The 23,740-nt window shown below is 64.3% G+C and carries 19 protein-coding genes; 9 read left to right on the plus strand and 10 right to left on the minus strand.

The genetic code is table 11. From position 1 onward, the window contains the following. Positions 1-5 precede the first annotated feature (5 nt). Both sucD and W911_RS15395 read left to right on the plus strand, forming a co-directional pair. Positions 6-902: a succinate--CoA ligase subunit alpha gene (gene sucD, locus W911_RS15390; RefSeq protein ID WP_023788464.1), complete on the plus strand. Its 897-nt coding sequence runs from the start codon at positions 6-8 to the stop codon at positions 900-902. Positions 903-1,049: 147 nt separating this feature from the next. Continuing rightward, a complete protein-coding gene (locus tag W911_RS15395) occupies positions 1,050-3,902 on the plus strand; it encodes a phosphoenolpyruvate carboxylase (RefSeq protein ID WP_023788465.1) in 2,853 nt (950 codons plus the stop codon). A gap of 72 nt (positions 3,903-3,974) precedes the next feature. Here W911_RS15395 and W911_RS15400 read toward each other — a convergent pair whose 3' ends face one another. Both W911_RS15400 and W911_RS15405 read right to left on the minus strand, forming a co-directional pair. Further along, complete coding sequence (locus W911_RS15400; protein WP_023788466.1) at positions 3,975-5,303, minus strand: TRAP transporter large permease; 1,329 nt, start codon at positions 5,301-5,303, stop codon at positions 3,975-3,977. After that, a complete protein-coding gene (locus W911_RS15405; RefSeq protein ID WP_023788467.1) occupies positions 5,300-5,941 on the minus strand; it encodes a TRAP transporter small permease in 642 nt (213 codons plus the stop codon). Before W911_RS15405 ends, W911_RS15400 begins: the two co-directional genes overlap by 4 nt. Positions 5,942-6,264: 323 nt before the next feature. Between W911_RS15405 and W911_RS15410 the strand changes: the two genes are divergently transcribed. Next, on the plus strand, positions 6,265-6,813 hold the full coding sequence (locus W911_RS15410) for a methyltransferase family protein (RefSeq protein WP_023788468.1): 549 nt from the start codon (positions 6,265-6,267) through the stop codon (positions 6,811-6,813). Positions 6,814-6,820: 7 nt separating this feature from the next. Here the strand turns inward: W911_RS15410 and W911_RS15415 are convergent, their stop codons facing one another. Further along, positions 6,821-7,831, minus strand: a complete 1,011-nt coding sequence (locus W911_RS15415) for a TRAP transporter substrate-binding protein (RefSeq protein WP_023788469.1) — start codon at positions 7,829-7,831, stop codon at positions 6,821-6,823. A gap of 312 nt (positions 7,832-8,143) precedes the next feature. After that, the gene (gene prmB / locus W911_RS15420; protein ID WP_023788470.1) at positions 8,144-9,055 is read right to left on the minus strand and encodes a 50S ribosomal protein L3 N(5)-glutamine methyltransferase; all 912 of its coding nucleotides are present in this window, start codon (positions 9,053-9,055) and stop codon (positions 8,144-8,146) included. A 293-nt stretch (positions 9,056-9,348) separates the two neighbouring features. Here prmB and W911_RS15425 point away from each other — a divergent pair, with 293 nt between their 5' ends. Further along, positions 9,349-11,025 (plus strand): formate--tetrahydrofolate ligase, encoded by a 1,677-nt coding sequence (locus W911_RS15425; protein ID WP_023788472.1) that lies wholly within the window; start codon positions 9,349-9,351, stop codon positions 11,023-11,025. Between the two features lie 386 nt (positions 11,026-11,411). Here the strand turns inward: W911_RS15425 and W911_RS15430 are convergent, their stop codons facing one another. Then, positions 11,412-11,717: a 2TM domain-containing protein gene (locus W911_RS15430; RefSeq protein ID WP_023788473.1), complete on the minus strand. Its 306-nt coding sequence runs from the start codon at positions 11,715-11,717 to the stop codon at positions 11,412-11,414. Between the two features lie 89 nt (positions 11,718-11,806). Further along, positions 11,807-12,874: a hypothetical protein gene (locus W911_RS15435; protein ID WP_023788474.1), complete on the minus strand. Its 1,068-nt coding sequence runs from the start codon at positions 12,872-12,874 to the stop codon at positions 11,807-11,809. Between the two features lie 287 nt (positions 12,875-13,161). Here W911_RS15435 and rplU point away from each other — a divergent pair, with 287 nt between their 5' ends. From rplU to W911_RS15460, 5 genes are all read left to right on the plus strand, one after another. Continuing rightward, positions 13,162-13,473: a 50S ribosomal protein L21 gene (gene rplU, locus W911_RS15440; RefSeq protein WP_023788475.1), complete on the plus strand. Its 312-nt coding sequence runs from the start codon at positions 13,162-13,164 to the stop codon at positions 13,471-13,473. A gap of 66 nt (positions 13,474-13,539) precedes the next feature. Beyond that, positions 13,540-13,812 (plus strand): 50S ribosomal protein L27, encoded by a 273-nt coding sequence (gene rpmA / locus W911_RS15445; protein WP_023788476.1) that lies wholly within the window; start codon positions 13,540-13,542, stop codon positions 13,810-13,812. A gap of 104 nt (positions 13,813-13,916) precedes the next feature. Beyond that, on the plus strand, positions 13,917-14,483 hold the full coding sequence (locus W911_RS15450; protein WP_244438543.1) for a GNAT family N-acetyltransferase: 567 nt from the start codon (positions 13,917-13,919) through the stop codon (positions 14,481-14,483). Then, entirely contained in the window at positions 14,480-15,517 is a 1,038-nt protein-coding gene (gene obgE, locus W911_RS15455) for a GTPase ObgE (protein WP_023788478.1), read from the plus strand. The genes W911_RS15450 and obgE overlap by 4 nt, the downstream gene beginning before the upstream one ends. Positions 15,518-15,870: 353 nt before the next feature. Further along, positions 15,871-17,703: a L,D-transpeptidase family protein gene (locus W911_RS15460; RefSeq protein WP_158412875.1), complete on the plus strand. Its 1,833-nt coding sequence runs from the start codon at positions 15,871-15,873 to the stop codon at positions 17,701-17,703. 237 nt (positions 17,704-17,940) lie between these two features. Here the strand turns inward: W911_RS15460 and W911_RS15465 are convergent, their stop codons facing one another. From W911_RS15465 to dnaE, 4 genes are all read right to left on the minus strand, one after another. After that, the gene (locus tag W911_RS15465; protein WP_041316660.1) at positions 17,941-18,348 is read right to left on the minus strand and encodes a hypothetical protein; all 408 of its coding nucleotides are present in this window, start codon (positions 18,346-18,348) and stop codon (positions 17,941-17,943) included. 239 nt (positions 18,349-18,587) lie between these two features. Beyond that, positions 18,588-19,247, minus strand: a complete 660-nt coding sequence (locus tag W911_RS15470; RefSeq protein WP_023788481.1) for a rhomboid family intramembrane serine protease — start codon at positions 19,245-19,247, stop codon at positions 18,588-18,590. A gap of 150 nt (positions 19,248-19,397) precedes the next feature. Continuing rightward, positions 19,398-20,135, minus strand: a complete 738-nt coding sequence (locus tag W911_RS15475) for an alpha/beta fold hydrolase (RefSeq protein WP_023788482.1) — start codon at positions 20,133-20,135, stop codon at positions 19,398-19,400. 43 nt (positions 20,136-20,178) lie between these two features. After that, positions 20,179-23,730, minus strand: a complete 3,552-nt coding sequence (dnaE, locus tag W911_RS15480) for a DNA polymerase III subunit alpha (RefSeq protein ID WP_023788483.1) — start codon at positions 23,728-23,730, stop codon at positions 20,179-20,181. Between the last annotated feature and the right edge of the window lie 10 nt (positions 23,731-23,740).

The following is a 23,740-nucleotide window of genomic DNA, read 5'->3' on the forward strand; positions in this document are numbered from 1 at the left end:
CGAGAATGGCCATCTTCATCAACGAGAACACGCCGATCCTCGTCCAGGGCTTCACGGGGCGCATTGGCACCTTCCACGCTCAGGAAATGATCGACTACGGCACCAACGTGGTCGGCGGCGTGACGCCCGGCAAGGGCGGCTCCTCCCACCTCGGCCGCCCGGTGTTCAACACCGTCAAGGGCGCGGTGGACGAAACCAAGGCGGAAGCTTCCATCGTGTTCGTGCCGCCGCCGTTCGCGGCGGATGCGATCATGGAAGCGGCGGACGCCGGCATTAAATACTGCGTTTGCATCACGGACGGTATTCCGACGCAGGATATGATCCGGGTGAAGCGCTATATGCGCCGCTACAAGAAAGAGAACCGCATGGTTCTCACCGGGCCGAACTGCGCGGGCACCATCTCGCCCGGCAAGGCGATGCTCGGCATCATGCCCGGCCACATCTACATGCCCGGCCGCGTCGGCATCGTGGGCCGCTCCGGGACCCTCGGCTATGAGGCCGCCTCCCAGCTCAAGGAGCTCGGCATCGGCGTCTCGACATCGGTCGGCATCGGCGGCGATCCCATCAACGGCTCATCGTTCAAGGACGTTCTCGAACACTTCGCCGAGGATCCCGATACGGACGCCGTGATGATGATCGGCGAAATCGGCGGACCGCAGGAAGCCGAAGCCGGCTACTATATCCGCGACCATTTCAAGAAGCCCGTCGTGGCCTACATCGCCGGTCTCTCGGCGCCGAAGGGCCGCCGCATGGGGCACGCCGGGGCCATCGTGTCGGCTTTCGGCGAAGCGGCGGCGGAAAAGGTCGAGATCCTGAAGGAATGCGGCGTCGCGATTGCGCCGACGCCGTCCGAGATGGGTGTGACCGTGCAGAAAGTGCTCGCTGCCAAACAGGCAGCCTAAAGTCCGAGCCGGCCCTCTACCCGATGGAAGGGCCGGCTTCGACGGCCCGGCGGCGAGAACCACCGCCGCCGGGCCCCTCGCTTCCCTGGCTTGGGACTCTCACAGGATGCGGGCCCCGCGAGATCCGGGGCGGTTGAGGAGATTACGATGTCGAAGACGCGGTCCGCGGGCAGCGCTACACTGGACGAACAGGCCCTTCGCAGCGAACTGAAAGAGCTACGGGCACAGATCCCCGATCGGCCTGCACTAAACCCGATCGCGCATCTGGCCTTCAGGCTGTCGCGGCAGCTCGAAGCCGGCGACATCAGCTTCGACGATCTGAAGGATCTTGCAACGCGCCTCATGGACAGCGCCTGCGTGCACCGCGCGCTCGTGCTCAAGGAGCAGATCGGCCTCGAAAGCGACGAGGAGACCGACGAGGAATTCTCGGGCTTCATCGCAAACCACGCGAAGGATACGAGCGATGCGGGCTTCGAGGCGTTTCAGAAGCGCTTCGGGCGTGCGCGAAACGGCATCGTGTTCACGGCGCATCCCACTTTCGGCCTCTCGGAGGAACTGTCGAACCGGATCGCGGAAATTGCCGTCTCCGGCTCTTGCGACGGCAAGCCGCTCGGCATCCCGCACCGTCCCGATCCCAATCTTACGCTCGATTACGAGCGCGGCCGCGTACAGAGCGCGATCCGCAATCTGCGCGACGCTTATACGGACGTGCTGGGCGACTTTTTCACCACGGCGCACGCTGCGTATGGCGAGCGGGCATTCAAGCTGAAGCCACAGCTCGCGACGTTCGCGTCGTGGGTGGGTTACGACCTCGATGGACGAACCGACATTAACTGGGCGTTCTCGTTCACCGTCAGGCTCAGGGAAAAGGCCGATGCGCTTGCGGACATCCGCGAGCGGTTCCTCGCGCTCAAGGAGGCTCTCGGCGACGAGCCGGAGATGGTGCGGCTTCAGCGCCAGGTCACCGGCAAGCTCGATCTCGCGATCGCGGCAGTCGAATCGCACATCAAGGCGCTCGAAGCGGTCGGCCCCGAAGGCAAGACCCTGGCCGATGCCGCCAACGTCATTTCGCAGTCCGACCAGCACAATCTCACGAGTGTCGAGCCGTTGCTCGCGCTGTTCGACCAGGTTGTCGAAACCACCAGCGATGTGAAAGCGAAGGTCGCGGTGCTTTCGGTGGCGGGGCTCCTGCGCGCCACCGGGCTCGGCATGAGCCACATTCATGTGCGCGTCAACGCCGTGCAGATCAACAACGCGTTCCGCGCCTTCGTGCACGAGAGCTGGACGCGCGATCTGACCGAGCGGCAGGCGCAGGCGCGGATCGTCGAGATGATCGACAACGTGACGCCGGAGACGGTCAACTTCGAGACGCTGGATCTCGAAAACGCGACGGCCATCCGCCAGTTTGCGCTCGTTGCGCAGATCATGAAGCATGTCGATTGCGACACGCCGATCCGCTACCTGATCGCGGAATGCGAAAGCCCGCACACGATCCTGATCGCGCTTTACTTCGCCAAGCTGTTCGGCGTGTCCGACATCGTCGACATCTCGCCGCTGTTCGAGACGCCGGCCGCACTCGAAACGGGGCAGCGCCTCGTCGAGCGCCTGCTCACCGTGCAGGCGTATCGCGACCACGTGACGAAGCGCGGACGCATTGCGGTGCAGACGGGCTATTCGGATGCCGGCCGATTTATCGGCCAGATCGCCGCCGGGCTCGCGCACGAGCGGCTGCATCACGGGCTCGCCGAGGTCGTGCGCAGGTCCGGCCTCAAGGACGTGGAGACGCTGATTTTTTCCACGCACGGCGAAAGCATGGGGCGCGGCGCCCATCCGGGCAATCTCCGGCGGCGCCTGCGTTACGTGTTGCCCGGCGAATCCCGGTGGCGCTTCTTCCGTGCCGGACTGCCGGTGAAACACGAGACGAGCTTCCAGGGCGGCGACGGCTATCTCTATTTCGCGAACACGTCCTTCGCGAAGCGGGCGCTCGCCACCATCGTGATGAGCGGCAAGGATCCTGGCGCGGGCGAGGACCCGTTCTATACCGACACCAATCTGGCGCTCGACTTCCAGCTCCGGCTGCGCGACTACCAACAGCAGCTCTTCGCGCATCCCGGATACCGCGCTCTTCTCGGTGCATTCGGCGCGAACCTGCTGTTCAAGACGGGCTCCCGGCCCGTCAAACGACAGGGCGATCACCATTCCGACCGCGGCGACCCTGCGCGCATGCGGGCTATTCCGAACAACGCGATCCTGCAGCAGTTCGGATATGTCGCGAACGTCGTGGCGGGGCTTGGCGCAGGCGTCGGCAGCGAACGCGAGCGGTTCATCGAGCTTGCGAAGCAATCGCAGCGGCTGCGCTCGCTGATCGAGATGATTGCACGCGCGAAGCAGCTTTCGAGCCTCTATGGCGTCGGCGCCAACGCGGTCATCTTCGATCCCGGGTTCTGGGCACAGCGTGCCTCGTGGGGGCGCGAGACGCATCTCGACGGCGCGTTCAAGTTCCTCGCCGAGCACCTGCTCGAAGACGATCGGGCCGGTCAGATCATCGGACTTGCGCATTTTCTCCGTCTCGACGCCATCGAGCTGCACAGCATTCTCGAAGAGATCGGGCTCGAAGGCGGGAAGATCCCCGACGATCACCGCCTTGAACTCGATCTCCTGCAGGCGATCCGCGCGACGCTGATCATGCGCATCTTCATCCTCACCGCGCAGCTCCCGCGCTTTACGCCCACCAACGAGGTGACGCACGAGGAGATCGTGAACAAGGCGCTCGGGCTCGAAATTCCCGCCGTGCTCCAGGTCGTGCGCCAGGCGTTCCCGCGTCGCGTCGACGACACGCGCGACGACGATGCCTTCGCCGAGCAGGCGACATACCTGCCGAAGGGCATCGACGATTACGGGCGTATCGAGACCGAGATTCTCGATCCCATGGAGCAAGCCTACGAGCTGGTCCGCGAGATCGGCACGGGCATCTCGCATCACTGGGGCGCGTTCGGTTAAGGCGCGTTTATCAGGGGGCGTTGCCAAGGGCCGGTGCCATGCGCGCCGGCCCTTTCCTTTTGGTGAAACGGCTTATGGCATCATCCCGAGCCAGCGCGGAAAGCCGAGCGAGAGGTCGGGCCAGTAGGTGACCAGCATCAGGAACGCGACCATGGTGCCGAGCCACGGCAGAACGGCGCGCGAGAGCGTCATCAATCCCAGCCGCGAAATGCCGCTCGCGACATAGAGATTGAGCCCGACGGGCGGCGTCAGCATCCCGATCTCCATGTTGACGACCAGGATGATGCCGAAGTGCACGGGATCCACACCCAGCGCCATCGCCACCGGAAACAGGATCGGCGCGAGGATCAGCATGACGGATGCCGGCTCCATCACGCAGCCCGCGATCATCAGGATGATGTTCACGACCAGCAAAAACTCGATGCGGCCGAAGCCCTGCTCGATGATCCATGCGGCGATGGCCTGCGGGATCTGCTCGTGCGTCAAGAGGAACGTAAACAGCACCGCGTTGGTGATGATGTAGAGCAGCATGGCGCTCATGCTGGCGGAGGCCAGCAGAACGCGAGGCACCTCTTTCAGCGTCAAGTCCTTGTAGACGTAAACCGCGACGAAGAAGGCATAGACCGCGCTGACGGCCGCGGCTTCCGTCGGCGTGAACACGCCGCCGTAGATACCGCCCATCACGATGACGATCAGCGCCAAGCCCCAAAAGCAATCGACGAAGGAGCTGAGGCGCTCGCTCCAAGGCTGGCGCTCGCCGCGCGGATAGTCGCGCCGCCACGCGATCCACACCGTCGTGAGTGCAAGCAGCGCCGCCAGCATGATGCCGGGAACGACGCCCGCCATGAAGAGATCGCCGACGGAGGCGCCGTGCACGCGCTCGCCGTCCGGACCCTCCGCGATCATGCCGGAGGTCGCGACGGAATAGAGCACCATCACGATCGACGGGGGAATGAGGATGCCGAGGACACCGCCGGAGGCCACGACGCCGGCCGCGAACGGCTTCGGCAAGCCTTGCGCCACCATGGCCGGGATCATGATCGCGCCAATCGCCACAACCGTCGCGGGCGAAGATCCCGAGACCGCGGCGAAGATCGCGCACGCCACGACGGAGGCAAGCGCAAGCCCGCCCGGCCAGTGGCCTGTCATGGCGGTCGCGAAACGGATCATGCGCTTGGCGACGCCGCCGTGCGTCATGAACATGCCCGCCAGCACGAAGAACGGGATGCACATCAGCTCGAACTTCTCGATGCCGGTGAAGAGCTTGAGCGCAATGGCGTCGAGCGGCACGTTCGTCATCGCGAACAGGAACGTGAGCACGGTGAGGCCGAGCGCGATCGAGACCGGCATCCCGACAAGAAGCAGGATTACGAGGAGGAAAAGGATGACGAGGCCGGTCATCGCGCGCCTCCTGGACCGGCGACAGGCTCAACGCCTTCGACCAGACCCGGATCGTGATGCGGCAGCTCCCCGGTCCGCCAGAATTGCCAGGCCACTTCGAGAAAGCGGTAGCACATGAGGAAAGAGCCGAGCGGGAGCGCGAGGTACACGATCCACATCGGCACTTCGAGATCCGGCGAGATCTGGCCGGTGCCTGCGATGTGCCACACGAGGTGAGCGCCCAGCGTTCCGGCAATCGCCGTGAAAAACGCGCCGGCCGCCATCCCGGCAATGACCAGGACGCGCCGGGGCGTTCCGACAAGGCGATTGACGAGGATGTCGACGCCCACGTGGATGCCGGTGCGCACGCCATAGGCGGCACCGAACTTCGCCATCCACACCACCATGAAGATGCACAGCTCCTGCGCCCAGGTCATCCGCACATAGGCGATGGCGAAGAAGAGGCTGCGGGTGGCCTCGGTGAGCCAAGGAATGTCTTCGGCGCGCGACCACCGATAGACGGAGGCAATGCCGGACAGGCCATAGCGCTGCGTCACCGCGACGAAGATGACGAACGTCGCGCCAGCCAGGAGCACCGAGACGATGGTCTCCTCGAACCTGTCGAGGACGCGCAGAAATCTGTTCCGCCGCTCCTCCAATGTCCCCCCTTCTTATCTCGGGCAATCTGCCTTTGTTTCTTTCCACCCGCTATCGCACGGCGCGCGTTCCGCGTCATCGAAGTTTTGGGTGCGGCCCGCGCCGGGGGCCGATATCCTGAGGGAGAATGAAGATGGGACCGGCCGAAAGGCGACGACAACGGCTTTATGCTTTCCGGTTCCCGTCTCGGGGTCATCGCGCTCCCTTGGCCGCCCTCACCTTAGGCATAATCCCGTCCGGGTTCGAGGCGTCCGCTTGCCGACATTCGCACGCCAAGGCATCGTGCTATTCTCTGTTCACTGAAACAACGCACGGATGCTCTCCAATGCTCGAAATCGTGGCGGTGCTCGTGCTGCTCGGAACCGTCGTCTGGTTTTCGATGGCGTCTTTCAGCCATTTCGAACGCAACACCCCGCCCTCTCGCGGGACGCTCTTCGTCACGGCCATGACGCCTGCGGGCACGATCGTCAATTTCATGGTCTGGCGGCGGCTCACGGAGCCCGTCGCGCAGAATGCAACGTTGCTTGCGCTTGCGCTCGGGCTGCTCGCGGCCGCCGTGTTCTGGTCTGCGCAGAAGTCTGCCCCCAGCCGCCTGCTCGGGCGCGCATTCAGCGATCATACGCCGGGAACGCTCGTCGACGCCGGGCCCTATGCCTACGTGCGCAATCCGCTCTACACGAGCTATCTCATCTACTGGCTGGCCTGGGTACCGCTGATGGGCGGTCACTGGGTCGCGATCGCGATTTTCGCGGTGATGCTTGCGACGTATGTCGGCGCGGCACTTGGAGAAGAGCGCCAGCTCGCGGCGCGCCTCGGCGCGTCCTATCAAGCCTATGCGGCGCGCACGAAACGCTTCATTCCCTGGGTGGTGTAGCCAGCCTTCAATGCTGGGCGGCGCGCCCCGTTGCGGTGTAGATCCGCTCGATCAGATCGCGGCCGACACGGTGCGCCATCTCCTCATGGACGGGCGTGAGAGCTGAAATCCACGCCGCGCGCTCTTCGGCGGTCGGCGTGTAAAACGTCACGCGGCCGGAATTTTCCATCGTCTCCATCGCCTCGTCGTTCTCTTTCCGAGCGAGCGCGTTGGCCACCGGCGTCGTATCTGAAATCGCGCGCTCCAAGGCCTCGCGAATGTCGGCCGGCAGGCCTTTCCAGAACTGCACGTTCGAGATCACGGCGTATCCGAGATAGCCGTGATCGGTGAGCGTCGCGTGGCGCTGGACCTCAAACATCTTCTGATTGAACATGTTCGCGGGCGTGTTCTCGGTCCCGTCCACGACGCCCGTCGAGAGCGCGTGATAAGCTTCGGAGAACGCCATGGACTGGGGCAACGCGCCCAGCGCCCACATCTGCGCCTCGATCACCTTCGAGGACTGAATGCGCATCTTGTAGCCGAGAACGTCGTCGGGCGTGTGGAGCGGCGCGTTGGCCGAGAGGATCTTGAAGCCGTTGTTCCAGTAGGCGAGGCCAATGAGCCCCTTGTCTTCGAGCTTGTCCAAGAGTTCGCGCCCAATCTCGCCTTCCGTCACGGCAGCGAGCGCTTCGTAATCCTGGAAGATGTAAGGCAGGTCGAACACCTCGAATGCGCGCACACCCATCGGTCCGAACTTCGAGACCGAGGGCGCCAGCATGTGCACGGCGCCGAGTTGAAGCGCTTCCAGTTCCTCGCGGTCCTTGTAGAGCTGGGAATTCGGATAAAGCTCGATCCGGACGCGGCCATTCGTGTACGCCTCGGCGAGCTTTTTGAAATGCTCGGCCGCGACGCTCTTATGCGCCTGAGGGGCTGCGACGTGGCTGAACTTGATGACGATGGGCTGCTCCGCGGCGCGCGCAGATGCACCCTGCCACACACCGCACGCGAGCATAGCCGCAGCCAGTAGAAAAGCGCGCATGTCAGTCCGCCCTTCCCGGTTCAAGGTCGCCTCTGCGTGGCGGGCGGGGCTGCCCGAGTCAAGCTCTATGGGCCCCTACGGTCTCGGCAGAGCGCTCGGCTGCGCTTCTTCCCGATCTTTCCGCTCCCGCTCCCACGAGCGGACGGCACCCCGCGAGATGCGAAACACCCGCTTTGCCCGGAAGCGGTCCTCCCGCGAAAGCCTGATGCAGCAACAGGAAAATTCCGGATTGCGTGCAACGCGATACATGAGCTCACGGCGTTGGGTAACGCTATATCTCGGGGGGCCTGGCATTCCGTTCTCCGGGTTTCGTCAGCGGGCGGTGAGAGCCTCGGCGGACAGCGCAAACACTTCGCCGTCGCTTTGCTCCGTGTCCAGCCAAAGAAACGGCAGATCGGGGTATTCGGTTTCAAGGAGATCGCGCGCCATCCCGACCTCGACGATCAAAACGCCGCCCGGCGCCAGATGAGCCGGGGCGTCCCTCAGGATACGGCGCACGAGATCGAGGCCGTCCGCACCGCCGAAGTGGGCAAGCTCCGGCTCGGCCGCATATTCCGGCGGGAAGGCCGCCACGGCTGCCGCCGTCACGTAGGGCGGGTTCGAGACGATCAGATCGTAGGTCGCGCCCTGAAGCCCTTGAAACAGGTCGGAGCGGTGGAGCGTGACGCGGTCTTCCAGGCCGTAATCGGAGACGTTTTTCGCGGCGACCTCAAGCGCACCCGCCGATATGTCGGCGGCGTCCACCGATGCATCCGGGAACGTCAGGGCCATGAGAACCGCCAAGCATCCGGATCCGGTGCAGAGGTCAAGCACCCGCTCCACCCCGTCGGGATCGGCCACCACGGCCGAGAGGCCGCCGTCCAACAACTCGCCGATGTAGGATCGCGGCACGATCACGCGCTCGTCCACGGCGAACCGATGGCCGCGAATCCACGCCGCACCCACCAGATAGGGCGCGGGTTTGCGGGTCTCGATGCGGGCGGTCACGATTTCCCAAAGCCGGCGGCGTTCCGAGATCGTGAGGCGGGCCTCCAGCCACGGCTCAAGCTGATCGATCGGGAGGTGAAGTGCTGTGAGAATCAGGAAGGCTGCCTCGTCCAGCGCCGTTTCCGTGCCGTGCCCAAACACGAGCCCCGCCTCCGTGAAACGGCTTGTGGCATATCGCAGCCAGTCGCGGATCGTCAGAAGATCCTCGATATCGGCCAATTGCGGCGTCTTCTCCATTGCGCTCCGGTCTCCGACGATGATGGAAGGCTTTGCTTCTTTGGCGAGACCCGACGGTTGACGTGGGTCAGGCGCCGCCGTTGCTGCCGTTCACCTTGTTGCGAACGTTTGCGAAGCGGTATTCCGCGATTTGCGGCACCTGCGAAATCTCATATCGCATCGCGTCATCGTGTCCATTTTTATGCGACCCGCTTGGCGAAGCGCGCGCAAAACGCCAATATCCCGCCAGCTTCGGTCGAGGAACAACAAAATCGGCCGTGGATCAGAGAAACGTCCAAAGCGGAGGGAGCCCTGTGACGGTGAAATCTGACATCGAGATCGCACGTGAAGCCAAGTCGAAACCGATCTCGGAGGTGGCGGCCAAGCTGGGAATTCCGGCGGATGCAATCATCCCCTACGGCACCACGAAGGCCAAGCTATCGTTCGATTTCATCAACGCGCTCAATACGCGGCCTAACGGCAAGCTGATCCTGGTGACGGCCATCAGCCCGACGCCAGCCGGCGAAGGCAAGACGACGACGACCGTCGGCCTCACCGACGGCCTTAACCGCATCGGCCAGAAGGCGATGTGCGCTCTGCGCGAGCCTTCGCTCGGGCCGAGCTTCGGCATGAAGGGCGGCGCGGCCGGTGGCGGTTACGCACAGGTCGTGCCGATGGAGGACATCAACCTCCACTTCACCGGCGACTTCCACGCCATCACCAGCGCGCATAACCTGCTGTCGGCGCTGATCGACAATCACATCTACTGGGGCAACAAGCTCGGCATCGACAGCCGCCGCGTCGAATGGCGCCGCGTGCTCGACATGAACGACCGCGCGCTGCGCTCGATCCTGAACTCGCTCGGCGGCGTCTCGAACGGCTATCCGCGCCAGGACGGCTTCGACATTACGGTCGCTTCGGAAGTGATGGCGATTCTTTGCCTCGCCTCCGACCTCAAGGATCTGCAGAACCGCCTCGGCAACATCATCGTCGCCTACACGCGCGACAAGGCGCCGATCCGGGCCCGCGACCTCAACGCGGACGGCGCGATGACCGTGCTGCTCAAGGACGCGCTGATGCCGAACATGGTGCAGACGCTTGAAAACAATCCGGCCTTCCTTCACGGCGGCCCGTTCGCGAACATCGCGCATGGCTGCAACTCGGTGCTCGCGACGAAGAGCGCGCTCAAGGTTGCGGACTACGTGGTGACGGAAGCGGGCTTCGGGGCGGACCTCGGCGCCGAGAAGTTCTTCGACATCAAGTGCCGCAAGGCGGGCCTTTCGCCCGATGCCTGTGTGATCGTCGCGACCGTGCGCGCGCTCAAGATGCACGGCGGCGTGGCGAAGGACGATCTCAAGACCGAGAATGCGGATGCCGTGGCCAAGGGCTGCGCGAACCTCAAGCGGCACATCGAGAACGTGGGCAAGTTCGGCGTGCCGGCGGTGGTCGCGATCAACCGCTTCATCACCGATACGGACGCCGAGATCCAGGAAGTGATGAAGGCGGCCGAGGAGATGGGCACGCGCGCGTTCCTGTGCACGCACTGGGCCGACGGCGGCAAGGGCACGGAAGCGCTCGCCGCACACGTCGTCGAGGTTGCGAACTCCGGAAAGGCTGCGTTCAAGCCGCTTTATCCGGATTCCATGCCGCTGCGCGACAAGGTGCGCACGATCGCCACCGAGATCTACCGCGCGGCCGACATCTCCTGCGACGGCACGATCGAAAAGCGCTTCAAGGAGCTCGAAGAAATGGGCTTCGGGCACCTGCCGGTCTGCATGGCGAAGACGCAGTATTCGTTCTCGACCGATCCGACGAAGCGCGGCGCGCCCGAAGGGCACATCGTGCCGATCCGCGAACTGCGCCTTTCGGCAGGCGCCGAGTTCGTGGTCGTGATCACGGGCGAGATCATGACCATGCCGGGCCTGCCGCGCGTGCCGGCCGCCGATACGATCCGCCTCAACGAAGAAGGGCAGATCGAAGGTCTGTTCTAGAACACGCTCAGGTTAGATGGAATCGCGCCAGTTCCCCTCCCCCTTGTGGGGAGGGGTTAGGGGTGGGGGGAAGCCCGACAGCAAACGGTCTGCAATCCCCCCTCCTAACCTCCCCCACAAGGGGGGAGGGACAGCGTCGAGTTCGTTTAAAATGAACATGCTATAGGCTACAGGCGCCTCGCTTGGCCCGAGCTGTCATCCCGGGCGGTGCGCGAGCACCGGCCCGGGACCCAGCGCAAGCCAGTCGAAGACGCGATATATTGCGGTAGGAGCTTCTCCTGGATCCCGGCTCTGCGTTTCGTCATGCTGGAAGCATGCCGCCGGCATGACGCTTCACTTGGCCGGGATGACAGGGGGAGGGGATGCGGCCACTCGGCACCCGCACGTCAGCCCGATGTTCCGGTCTTCTCGTCCGACGCGGCGCGCTCTGCCGCCGCCTCTTCCGCCAGCAAGCGCTTCTCGCGCGCCTCGTGGTCGCGCTTCGGGCGGCGCACGAACACCTCGTAGGCGTGCAGACCAATCACCGCGCCCCAACCTAGCACGACCCAGGGAATCCATTCCGTGTCGCCGCTGACGAGGGCCACGATCGCAAGCGCCGCCATGATGGCGAGATAGCTCGTGAAATGCGTGTAGAAGGCATTGATCGCCTTATCCCGCTCGCTCTGCATCTGGTGCTCGAAGAGGTCGTCCACGGCGGCCCTCCTGTCTTACGGTCCGTATACGGGCGACACTCTACACCCATTCTGCGCGCGTGAAATGTCTCGCACAGAACTGACTTCGATCAATCCGCGAGATCGAGCGGCAACGTGGCCGGCTGCATGCCTTCGAAGCCTTGGGCAACGAGGCGTCCCTCGGCGGCGTCGGCCACCATCGCGACACGCGTGCGCGCATTCAGGATAGGCGGTGCGAGCCAGGAAAAATCGGGAGCAAGGTCGGGCAGAATGCCATGCATCATGGCGGCGCGCTCGGCGCTTTGCTGGCCCCGCGCGCGGCCACGCCATCCCGGCGCCTCCCAGTGGTTCGCCGCAACGTGCGCGCCGAGGTGGACGCGGGCTTCCGTTTCGGTCCGTTCGATGACGGCGGTCTGGCCCGCCTTGACGCCTGCGAGCGAGAAGATGGCGGGTGTCGAGATCGGCGATTTGGTGAGTTGCTCTTTAGCGTCGGCAAAATCGGCCGCGTTCTCGAAGACGGAGCGCAAGAGATGCGCAGGCGTAGGGTGCGGCATCGTCCAGACCCGCCTGCGGCTCACGGCCCAATCGAGCGCATAAAAGCCCAGGGCCTTGCGCATCGGCGCCTGATTGAGGGCTGCCGAGAAGCGGCCGGGGGCCACGGCCGTCAGCACGCCGGTGTAGCCCGGCCAGGTGAGCGTCACGAAGCGGCCGTGACGTCCCGCCACGCGCGCCGCCAGCAAGTGGCGGCCGAGGCCAGGCGGACGCCAGTCCAGCACGCGCACTAGGCGAGCGCTGCGCCCGTCCGGCGCAGGGGCAACCCGGCAGGTGCAGGCCCACTCATAATTGACGGAGAGAAAATAGGCGCCAGGACGTTCGAGGCGGGCGGCGATGGCGTCGATCTCGGCCAGATGCTCGTTTTCCCATTTGGCGAGCCAGCGCCGGGAGACTTTATCGAGCTGGCGCAACGCCGCCGACGGCACCGGACTGGTGGCCAGTTCGAGCAGTTCGTGGGCGCGCCTCTCCTCGGCCAGAAGCGTCTCCATGGCGAACGACGGGCCGGTTTCGATAACCGGGATCGGCTCCAAGCGTTCGGGAACGAGCGCGGTGGGCGGTCGCGGCGGGCTTCCCGAGGCTGCTCCATTGCCCTCGCCTCGTGCTTGGTCGACCGCCTCGGCCACGATTGCAAACCCTAAGACATCCCTTAGGTAGACGTAGACCGGATTTGGGCCGCGTCAACCCGGCGACTGCCGCTTGCGGGCACCCAGCGGCCAACAGATTGACTTTCAACGGGCTTTCCATCATAACCCGGCGGGCGTGGTTGGCATTGTGCCCGCCGCGACGAGAGCGCTGCCCGAGGCTCCGGTTGCATATTTTAGCAACCCTTTGAAAGTGTGCATGAATTTGCACCGCCACAGGGCGCGGCAGAGACCCTAGTGCGCTTAGAAGCGCGGAAAGAGGCAAACACATGTACGCTGTCATCAAGACGGGCGGCAAGCAGTACCGCGTCGCCAAAGACGACGTTCTGAACATCGAGCGCCTTCCCGGAGACGCCGGGGGCAAGATCGAATTCAAGGAAGTGCTCCTCGTCGGCAACGGCGACACCTTCAAGTTCGGCGCGCCGCTCATCGACGGCGCGGTCGTGACGGCCGAACTCGTCAAGCAGACGCGCGGCCCCCACATCATCGCGTTCAAGAAGCGCCGCCGTAAGAATTCGCGCCGCAAGCGCGGTCACCGTCAGGACCTGACGCAGATCCGCATCACCGGCATCACAGGCTGAGATTGACCGGAGCGCGCCCCCGCTGTTCAAGGACGGCCCGCTGCTCCAAATAGAAGGACACTCCTCATGGCACAAAAGAAAGCTGGCGGCTCGACCAAGAACGGCCGCGACTCGCACTCCAAGCGCCTTGGCATCAAGCGCTACGGCGGCGAACACGTCATCCCCGGCAACATCCTCGCCCGCCAGCGCGGGACGCAGTGGCACCCCGGCACGGGCGTCGGAATCGGCACGGACCACACGATCTACGCCGTCGAAGAGGGCAAGGTCGAATTCCGCACCAAGGCTAACGGCCGCGTTTACATCTCGGTGCGCGCCGAGAAGGCCGAGGCGGCTGAGTAAGTCTCTTGGATCAGACCGATGATGCGATCATCGGCTTGGCGGTACCTATTTGATAAGGGGGGATGGGTAGCATCCCCCCTTTCTTCTTTCTAAGCTCGGTCGGCATGCTCTGGACTTCAAAGTCGCGCACCTCCACACCCAAGCCGATCAAGACGCGTCGGCTGGTGCTGCGTGCGCTTGTGCCAGGCGATGCGCGCGAGATGGCGCTTTACGCAGGCGACTGGGACGTGGCGCGCATGACGGCGCGCATCCCCTATCCCTATTCGGAAGCGCTCGCCGAGCAATGGATGGATAGCCTGGAGCCCGGCGAGGACGTGCGCGTCATCACGCTGGGCGGTGAACTGATCGGCGCGGTGGGCTACATGCCCCAACCCGATGGGACCGCCGAAATCGGCTACTGGATCGGCAAGCCCTGGTGGGGAAACGGCTATGCGACGGAAGCCGCGCGCGCGCTCGTCCGCTACTGCTTCGGCAAGGGCGGATACGCGCAGCTTACGTGCGCACATTTCGTCGACAACCCCGGATCGGCGCGCGTTATCCGCAAGCTGGGTTTCACGCCCCTCGAAGAGACGAGCCCCGTTTGGTGCGACGCCCGCCAAGCCGAGGTGGAAACCCAATGGTATGAGCTTAAGCGCCCCTTGATGGGCGTGCTCTGGAGACGCCGGTCATGAAATTTCTCGACCTTGCGAAAATTTACATCAAGGCCGGTGACGGCGGCGACGGCGGGCTGTCCTTCCGGCGCGAGAAGTTTATCGAGTTCGGCGGCCCGGACGGCGGAGACGGCGGACGCGGCGGCAACGTCGTGGTCGAATGCGTCGCCAATCTCAACACGCTGATCGACTACCGCTATCAGCAGCACTTCAAGGCCCAGCGCGGGATCAACGGCATGGGCCGGAACCGGGCGGGTGCGAACGGCTCCGACTGTATCGTCAAGGTGCCGCCGGGGACGGTGGTGCTGGCCGAGGACCAGGAGACGGTGCTCGCGGAGCTGACCGAGCCCGGCGAGCGCTACCTCGCTGCCAAGGGCGGCAACGGCGGCTTCGGCAACGCCCACTTCAAAAGCCCCACGAACCAGGCGCCGCGCCACGCCAACCCCGGGCTTCCGGGCGACGAACTCACGATCTGGCTCAGGCTCAAGCTGATCGCAGACGCCGGCCTCGTCGGCTTGCCCAATGCGGGCAAATCGACATTCCTTGCCGCCGTTTCCGGCGCGAAGCCGAAGATCGGGGCGTACCCGTTCACGACGCTCAATCCGGGGCTCGGCGTCGTGCGCGCGGGCGACAGCGATTTCGTGCTGGCCGACATTCCCGGCCTCATCGAAGGCGCGCACGAGGGCGCAGGGCTCGGCACGCGGTTCCTCGGCCATCTTGAGCGGACGAAGGTGCTCCTCCATCTCGTGGACGCGACTGAGGAGGACGTGGCGGGCGTCTACCGCACGGTCCGGCGCGAACTCAAGGCCTACGGCGGCGGGCTGGAGACGAAGAAGGAGATTGTGGCGCTCTCGAAGGCCGACGCTCTCGATGCGGAAACGCTCGAAGCCCGCTTCGCGGACCTCAAAAAAGTGGCGCGGAAGACGCCGCTCGTGCTGTCGGCGGTGACGGGGGCGGGTGTCAAAGAGGCGCTTTACGCTCTTGCCCGCGAAATCGGCCGGCTTCGGCGCGACGAGGCCGAGGGAACCGCTCCGTCCGACCCGTGGCGCCCCTGATTTCGGCACCCGCGGACTTTCAATGCCGGAGCACGGGCGCAATTCGATCCGTGCAAGGCGCGCCATCTCGTTGATCTTCCAACGGATCGAAACCGTCCTTCAACGCGCCAAATTTTGCTGGGACGCTGCCCTTTCCCGCGCCCTCGCGGGATCGGCGTGCGCTTTTTGCAAACAACGTGTTGCCGATACGAGCCCATTCGGAGGAAACTTCCGGAACAAGTGGAGAGATTTCGCTAACCAGTGGCATGTAACCTATTGAAGTCGAACTCACCGTGTTTCACTAATCGGCCATTGCTCGAGGGGGCTCGGAGCTGCCCGACCATGGTTCTCGCGTGTTTTTAGGGGGTCTACCTGTGCTCTACGAGAAGCCGTTCCATCCCAATGGTGTGAAGAATGCTCTTCTGCGCGCCGTCTCGGCATCGCTTGCGCTTGCCGTGTTCGCCCATGTCGCCGCACCTCCTGCCGAGGCCCAATCCGAGCGTAGGCAGCAGAAACAGGCACAAAAGAAGCGCCAGGCGCCGGTTGCCCCGATTTCGAGCGAAGGGCCGTTGCTGCTCCAGGTCTCGCTCAATGACCAGCGCATGTACGTCTACGACCGCAATGGGCTGGTGACGCAGACGCGGATTTCCTCGGGCCGGCCCGGACACGACACGCCGGTCGGCATCTACAGCATTCTTGAGAAGAAGGTCGATCACACGTCGAACATCTATCTCGACGCCAAGATGCCCCATATGCAGCGCCTCACGCAGACCGGCATTGCGCTCCACGGCGGCGTCATTCCGGGCCATCCAGCGTCCGGCGGCTGCGTCCGCCTGCCGTTCGACTTTGCGCGCCGCATCTTCGAGCATACCTCCATCAACGAGCGCGTCGTCATTGCGCCCGACGTGCGCGCGCCTGTTGCTTTCTCGCACCCGACCCTCTTCTCGCAGTTGCCGTCGGCTTCGCGCTCCGTCATCCGCGAGGGATCGGCGCCGCGGAAATCGGGCATCGACGTTGCCGAGACCTTGCTCGGCATCAGCCCTGCCCATGCCGCCACCGAGCCTGCCGGGCGCACGCTTGAGAGCGCCGCCGAAGCCCGCGTCGCCAAGCGTGACCGGCTGATGGCCGCGGTGACACGCGCCGCCGAAAGACGCGCTGCCGCAGCCGAGGCGGAGAAATCCGCGCAGCAGGCCGTGACCGACGCGCGCGCTGCCGCACGCATCGCCAAAACCGAATCCAGCAAGCTTTCACGCGCCGCAGCGCAGGCCCGCAACGCGCTCCGCCAGCGTGAGCGTGCGCTCAAGCGGGCGCAGTCGCGCGTGCCGAAGAACACCCAGCGCGTGCGCGCCGACCGTCTTGCGGAATTGCAAGACGGCGTGAAGCAGGAGGAGGCGCGCGTGGCCGAGACCGCGGCGGACGCCAAGCGTTCGGCGGATGCCTCCAGCAAGGCCGCCGAGAAGGCCGAGGCGGCGGACGCTGCAATCAAGTCTGCGCAGGATGCCGTTAAGACAGCCCGTGCCGAGGGCCGAGACGCGGCCTCCGCCGAGAGCGACGCGAAGACGGCCGTTGCCGACTTCGACCGTCAGGAAGCCAACCGCGATCTTCCGGTGTCGGTGTTCATTAGCAGCAAGACCGGCAAAATCATGATCCGTCAGGGCTTCGAATCCGTGCTGGAAGCCGATGTCGAGATTGCGAACCCCGAGGTTCCGCTCAACACGTTCGTTTTCACGGCGATCGATTGGGCCGACGCTTCGAAGACCCATCTCACGTGGATGGCGGTCGAGGTTTCCGAGAACTCCGACGCGACGGGCGAGGAGATCCGGCAGCGTCGCCGCGGACGTGAGGTTGCCGAACTTCCGCCGGAGACCAACGCGGACCGCGCAACGCGGACGCTCGACCGGATCACCATTTCGAAGGAAGCCGCCGAGCGGATCGCGGAAGTGGTCAAGCCCGGCTCCGCGCTCATCGTCTCGGACTACGACAAGGCACGCAGCGAAACGCGGTATCGCGGGACGGACTTCATCGTGCAGATGCCGGAAGTGGTCGCGAAGATCACGAGGCCGACACCGCGCCCGGTTCGTCAGGAAACGGTGCAGGATTCCGGCAGCTTCTTCTGGTGGGGCAGCCCGCCTCCGCCGCGCGAGCGCCGCCGTGCAGGTCCGCGCCATCGCCAGCCTGCGTCCGCCTCCAATCGCGGCGTCTGGTAGACACTCGAACGCTTGAGACAAACAAAAAACCCCGGCGCTCATGCGAGCCGCCGGGGGTTTTTTCATGCGTTTCTCGAAGGGGCGGGACTAGGTCGTGAACTCATAAATGGATAGGACATTGATGAGTTCACGACCTAGACCATGATCGCTTCGGACCCTATCGGTCCGAAACGTGACGCATCGGTCTCATCAAAGAGATAGAGCGTCCGATCCGATTCAATCGGATCGGAAAACGCTCTAGATATCCTGCTCCTTGGCGACAACCTGCAGCGATCCCAGCACGGTGCCGCTCCAGCGCTCCACCTTCTCCGGCAGGAACACGTAGCTCTGAAGCTTATAGACGAGACCGCCGTCCATGATCGTGTGGTCCCCGGTGGGCACCGCGGTCGCGGGCAGATAGGGCGCGCATGACATCCTGGCGAGGCGTTTGTTGACCCTATTGGCGGCCATGATCTCGCTCTCGCCGCGCGCCTTGGCGTTCAGGAAGGCGATCTGATCGGCCTTGGCGTCGCAGAAGTACCCGCGGACACGTTCTGTGGTATCGCCGCCCGCAGAGGCGCCCTGCGCCAAGCAGACCGCACCGGCGACAGCGACAAGACCCAACTTTTTCAAGGTTAAAGCGGTGGAAACGAAGCCTTCAGGCATTTGGACCTCCAAGGGTTCGAGACGGATCACGGCCGGTTGCCCGTGTGCCCTTCCTCGACGTGTCCGCCCCTTTGCAGGCCGTTTCTTCTTATTCTTCCCGTTAGGCTACGTGAAACTTTGCAATGTCACAAGGGATGCTTTTGCAACAAACCAACGTCCTAAACTCAGGTTCGCAGGTTGAACCCTATGCTGCATTGCAGAATGTAATGCTGCATCGCAACACACAATGCGACCCGCCGTCACGCAATTCTGTCGGGATGGGAGCGGCGACCGCCCATCACTACGGCAAGCGCAAGTCCGGCGACAAAACCGCCGACGTGCGCCATGTATGCGACGCCTCCGGTTTCGGTCTGGGCCGTGTCTGCAATCGACCCGACGCCACTGACAAGCTGAAGCACGACCCAGAAGCCCAGGACGAGAAACGCGGGCATGGCGACCACCTGGCGGCCAAGCAACACGTCGACACGGGCGCGCGGAAACATCAGAAGGTAGGCGCCCAGAACGCCCGCGATCGCACCCGACGCGCCGACGTTCGGGATCGCGGATCCGGGGTTCACGGCATACTGGGCGAACGTCGCGGCGAAGCCCGCCGCCAAGTAGAACAGCAGAAAGCGGACGGACCCAAAGCGATCCTCGACGTTGTCGCCGAAGATCCAGAGGTAGAGCATGTTGCCGCCGAGATGCAGCCAGCCGCCGTGCATGAACATGGCGGACAGAAGCGTGATAGCATCGGCGGGAGGGTTTTCGGAAAAGCGGGCGGGGATGAACGCCCAATCGCGGATGAAGGTCTCGCCGCGCTGAAGTTCCAACAGGAACACGGCCACATTGATGGCAATCAGCGTGACGGTCACCACCGGAAAGGTGCGCCGGGCGCTGTTGTCGTCGCCGATCGGGAACATGTTTTTCCCCGCTTTCGAGACCGAACCAAGTCATGCCGGCCTTGTCGAAAGTGGATCACGATTCAGCCGGTGCGATAAGGGAGGCCTGCTATTTTCGCCACAGGATGCGGCGGAACGGGCACAGCACTTTCACCGTCTGAAGAAGCAGCGCTATGGCCTTAGCGCCGACACCCGCGCCAGATGAACATCCTGCGGTTCGACCAAGCCCCGGCGCATCGTCTCCATCATGGTTCCGATATGGCCGGCATCCACATAGGCGATCTCGGCAGCGGGCAGCGTGCGCGTCACGGCGTCGACGAGGCCGGCGCGCCGCGCTTCGGGAATGAATTCATCCCGCAAACCCACGATGAACCGGCTTCCGGCGCCGAGATTTTCGAGGTTCTCGACCGTGTGGTGTCCAATCAGGGCTTGCGTGAAATCCGCCAGCGCAAATCCTTTCGCCTCCGCCTTCTCCTTGATGTGACGCGCGGCCGGGCTTTCCCAAAGCGTGAGGTCACCACGGTCGGCAGAGGCGATCGAGCACAGCCGTGCGCCGATCCGGTTTGCCAGCACGGTCGCTGCGGCGTTGCCGATGCTGAGACCGACGACGAGCGCTTGCTCGGGCGCCAAGCGCGCGCGCCACATCACGCGGATCGCATCATCCACGACGGCATTCAAAGCGCGAATGCATAGCTCCGGCTCGGAACTCACGATAGCCTGAGGCATCTCGTAGCACGCGAGCAACTGGCGGCGCGGCACCAGCCCAGCCGCCGTCGCGAGCTTGAACGGCATGCGCCACGGCAGGCAGCAGATCGTCGTGCCGGCGGGATCGCCGTCGATACGGCGGAACTCTGTCGATGTGTCATCGACGTCCGGCTGTTCTTTGAAAAATGCGTGACCCAGAAGCATAGCCCGCTGCTAACGCGGCGAGCGGGGCGGGAGTTCCGGACGGTCAGGTTTCCGTAATTTCTACAACGCCCGGCAATGTCGACAAGCGCCCCGCGACACGCGGCGAAACGTCGTATCGGCCCGGCACCGGAATTTCGATCGTCCGGCCTCGATCGAGCAGCGGCAGCACGAATAGAACTTCCCCGCCTTTGCGGCCGTCCGGTCCGGGCTTGAGGTGAGCCTTGATGTCTGCGATCCGGGCGCGACGCGAGGCAATAGCGGCTGGATCGAGCGTAATGCGCAGCCCCTGCTCCACCATCCCCGCGGCCGCATCCAGCGCTTCGACGGACTGCACGCGCAGTTTGAGGGTGTCGCCGTCGCGTTCTCCTTCAACGCCGACCAGTACGGCGGTGCCGGAGTTCAGGAGGTCGCGCGCCTGGGCCAGCGTGTCAGAAAAGATCACGGCTTCGAACTGTCCGCTCGAATCCGAAAACATCGCGAACGCGAATTTGTTGCCTTTCTGCGAGCGGCGTTCGCGCGCGGAAATCACAATGCCTGCTAAGCGGCCAGCGGATGCGCCGCGCGCGGTGGCAGCTTCGAAATCCACGTAGCGTGTGACCCCAAGTTTTTTCAGCACGCGCTGGTACTGGTCGAGCGGATGGCCGGAGAGATAGAAGCCGATGGCGTCGAACTCCTTCTGGAGCTTCTCCATCGGAGTCCAGCCTTCGGCGGGCTTTAACTTCAAGACGACGGAGGCGGCGCTCGATTCCATGTCGCCGAGCAGGTTGATCTGTCCCGTCTGCTCGTCGTCGGCTTTGAGGCCCGCTTCGCGCATCATCTGATCGGCGTTGGCGTACACGAGCGCACGATTGGGTTCGAGCGCATCGAAGGCGCCGCCGGCTGCCAGCGTTTCGAGTGCGCGCTTGTTGACAGCTTTGGTGTTGATGCGCGAAGCGAAATCGGCCAGCGACGCATAAGGCCCTTTCGCGTTACGGCTTTCGACAATAGTTTCGACGGCGGCTTCGCCGATGTTCTTGAGGGCCGCGAGAGCATAGCGGATCGCGCCGTGCTCGCCCTCCTTCTTCGGCGGTTCGGCCAGAAACTCGACAGCGGAGGCATTCACGCACGGCGGAAGCACGCGGATGCCACTCTTCCGCGCTTCGGCCGCGAACATCGCGAGCTTGTCGGTGTTGCCCGCGTCGAGCGTCATCGAGGCCGCGATGAACTCCTCGCGGAAGTTCGCCTTCATGTAGGCCGTGTGATAGCTGACCAGCGCGTAGGCAGCCGCATGAGACTTGTTGAAGCCGTAGCCCGCGAACTTGTCGACCAGCTCGAAGATGTAGGCGGCATCCTCCTTCTTGACGCCGTTCTTCACCGCGCCCGCGACGAAGCCGGCCTGCTGCTTCGCCATCTCGTTCTTGTCTTTTTTGCCCATCGCACGGCGCAGAAGGTCGGCTTCGCCGAGCGAGTAGCCCGCCATCACCTGGGCGATCTGCATCACCTGCTCCTGGTAGATGATGACGCCGTAGGTCTCGCGCAGAATGCCTTCCAGCATCGGATGCAGGCAATCGACCGGCTCCTCGCCGTGCTTGCGGTTGATGTAGGTCGGGATGTTGTCCATCGGGCCGGGGCGATAGAGCGCCACCATGGCGATGATGTCCTCGAAGCGGTCGGGCTTGAGGCGCTTCAAGCTCTCGCGCATGCCGGTGCTTTCGAGCTGGAACACGCCGGCCGTATCGGCTTTCGCAAGCAGCTCGTAGGATTTCTTGTCGTCGAACGGGAGCGACAGCAGATCGATGTCGATGCCGCGTCCGCGCTTGACGAGCTCGATGGCCTTAGTGAGCACCGTCAGCGTCTTCAGACCCAAGAAGTCGAACTTCACGAGGCCCGCCGCTTCCACCATCTTCCAGTTGAACTGCGTGACGGGCATGTTCGACTTGGGATCGCGGTAGAGCGGCACCAGCTCGTCGAGCGGACGGTCACCGATCACCATGCCGGCGGCGTGGGTGGAGGCGTGGCGATAGAGACCTTCGAGCTTTTGCGCGACTTCGAGCAGGCGGGCGACCATCGGATCGGCGTCGCGTTCCTCCTGAAGCTTCGGCTCGCCGTCGATGGCTTCGGGCAGCGTGACCGGATTGGCCGGGTTGTTGGGCACCAGCTTGCAGAGCCGGTCTACCTGGCCGTACGGCATCTGAAGCACGCGGCCCACGTCGCGCAGCACGGCGCGCGCCTGAAGCTTTCCGTGCGTGATGATCTGCGCGACGCGGTCCTTGCCGTACTTCTCCTGCACGTAGCGGATGGTGCGGTCGCGCCGCTCCTGACAGAAGTCGATGTCGAAGTCCGGCATCGAGACGCGTTCCGGATTGAGGAAGCGCTCGAACAGCAGACCGAAGCGGAGCGGATCGAGGTCGGTGATGGTGAGAGACCAGGCGACGAGCGAGCCAGCGCCCGAACCGCGGCCGGGGCCGACCGGCACGCCGTTCGACTTCGACCACTTGATGAAGTCGGCCACGATCAGGAAGTAGCCCGGGAATTTCATGCGGGCGATGACGTCCAGCTCGAACGCGAGGCGCTTTTCGTAATCCTCGCGGGTGAAGCCTTCGGCCAACGGGTTCGCGGCAAGGCGTGCGGCGAGACCTTCTTCCGCCTGGCGCTTCAGCTCGGCGGCCTCTTCGGCCAGCATGTCCTCGTCGCTCATGCCGTCTGTGGCGGTCACGAAGCGCGGCAGGATGGGTTTGCGTTTGAGCGGACGATAGGCGCAGCGGCGGGCGATCTCGACGGTGTTGTCGAGCGCTTCGGGAATATCCGCGAAGAGCTTCGCCATGTCGTCGGCGCTTTTGAAATAGTGTTCGGGCGTGACGCGGCGGCGGTCGTCCTCCACCACCATGCGGCCTTCGGCAATGCAGATCAGCGCGTCGTGGGCCTCGTAGTCGTCCGTCTTTGCGAAGTAGACCTCGTTGGTGGCGACGAGCGGCAGGCCGAGTTCGTAAGCCAACGCGATCAGCTCGCGCTCAATCTCTTCTTCCGACTTGAGGCCGTGGCGTTGCAGCTCGACGTAGAGGCGGTCGCCGAAGATACGATGCAGGCGTTCGAGGCGGGTGCGCGCGAGGTCCGATTGACCTGCGGCGAGCGCGCGGCCAATGGGGCCTTCCGGGCCGCCGGTCAGGACGACGAGACCCGCGTGGTGAGTTTCCAGTTCGTCGAAGCGGATGTGGGTCGGGTCGGCTGGGTCAGGCAGCATGAACGCCTGGCTCGCAAGCTTGATGAGGTTGGCATACCCGGTCTCGCTCGACGCAAAGAGCGCGAGGCCCCCCGCCGGACGCACGGGCGGTGCGTTCTGCCCGAGCCGCGGCATGCCGTTCTGCTCGGCCCCGGCGTCCGCGAAGTCGGTGTCGAGCGCGCAGCCGACAATGGGCTGAATGCCTGCACCCGACAGCTTCTCCGAGAACTCAAGTGCGCCGAACAGATTGTTGGTGTCGGTGAGGCCGAGCGCGGGCATCCCGGCCTTCTCCGCGAGCTTCGCGAGGGTGCCGATCGGCAGCGCGCCCTCCAGCAGCGAGTAGGACGAGTGCACCTTGAGGTGGACATACTTTGGGAGTGTCGGCTGAGTGGTCATCACGGTCCTT

Origin of the sequence: Hyphomicrobium nitrativorans NL23 (assembly GCF_000503895.1) — a bacterium.
Classification (GTDB): domain Bacteria; phylum Pseudomonadota; class Alphaproteobacteria; order Rhizobiales; family Hyphomicrobiaceae; genus Hyphomicrobium_C; species Hyphomicrobium_C nitrativorans.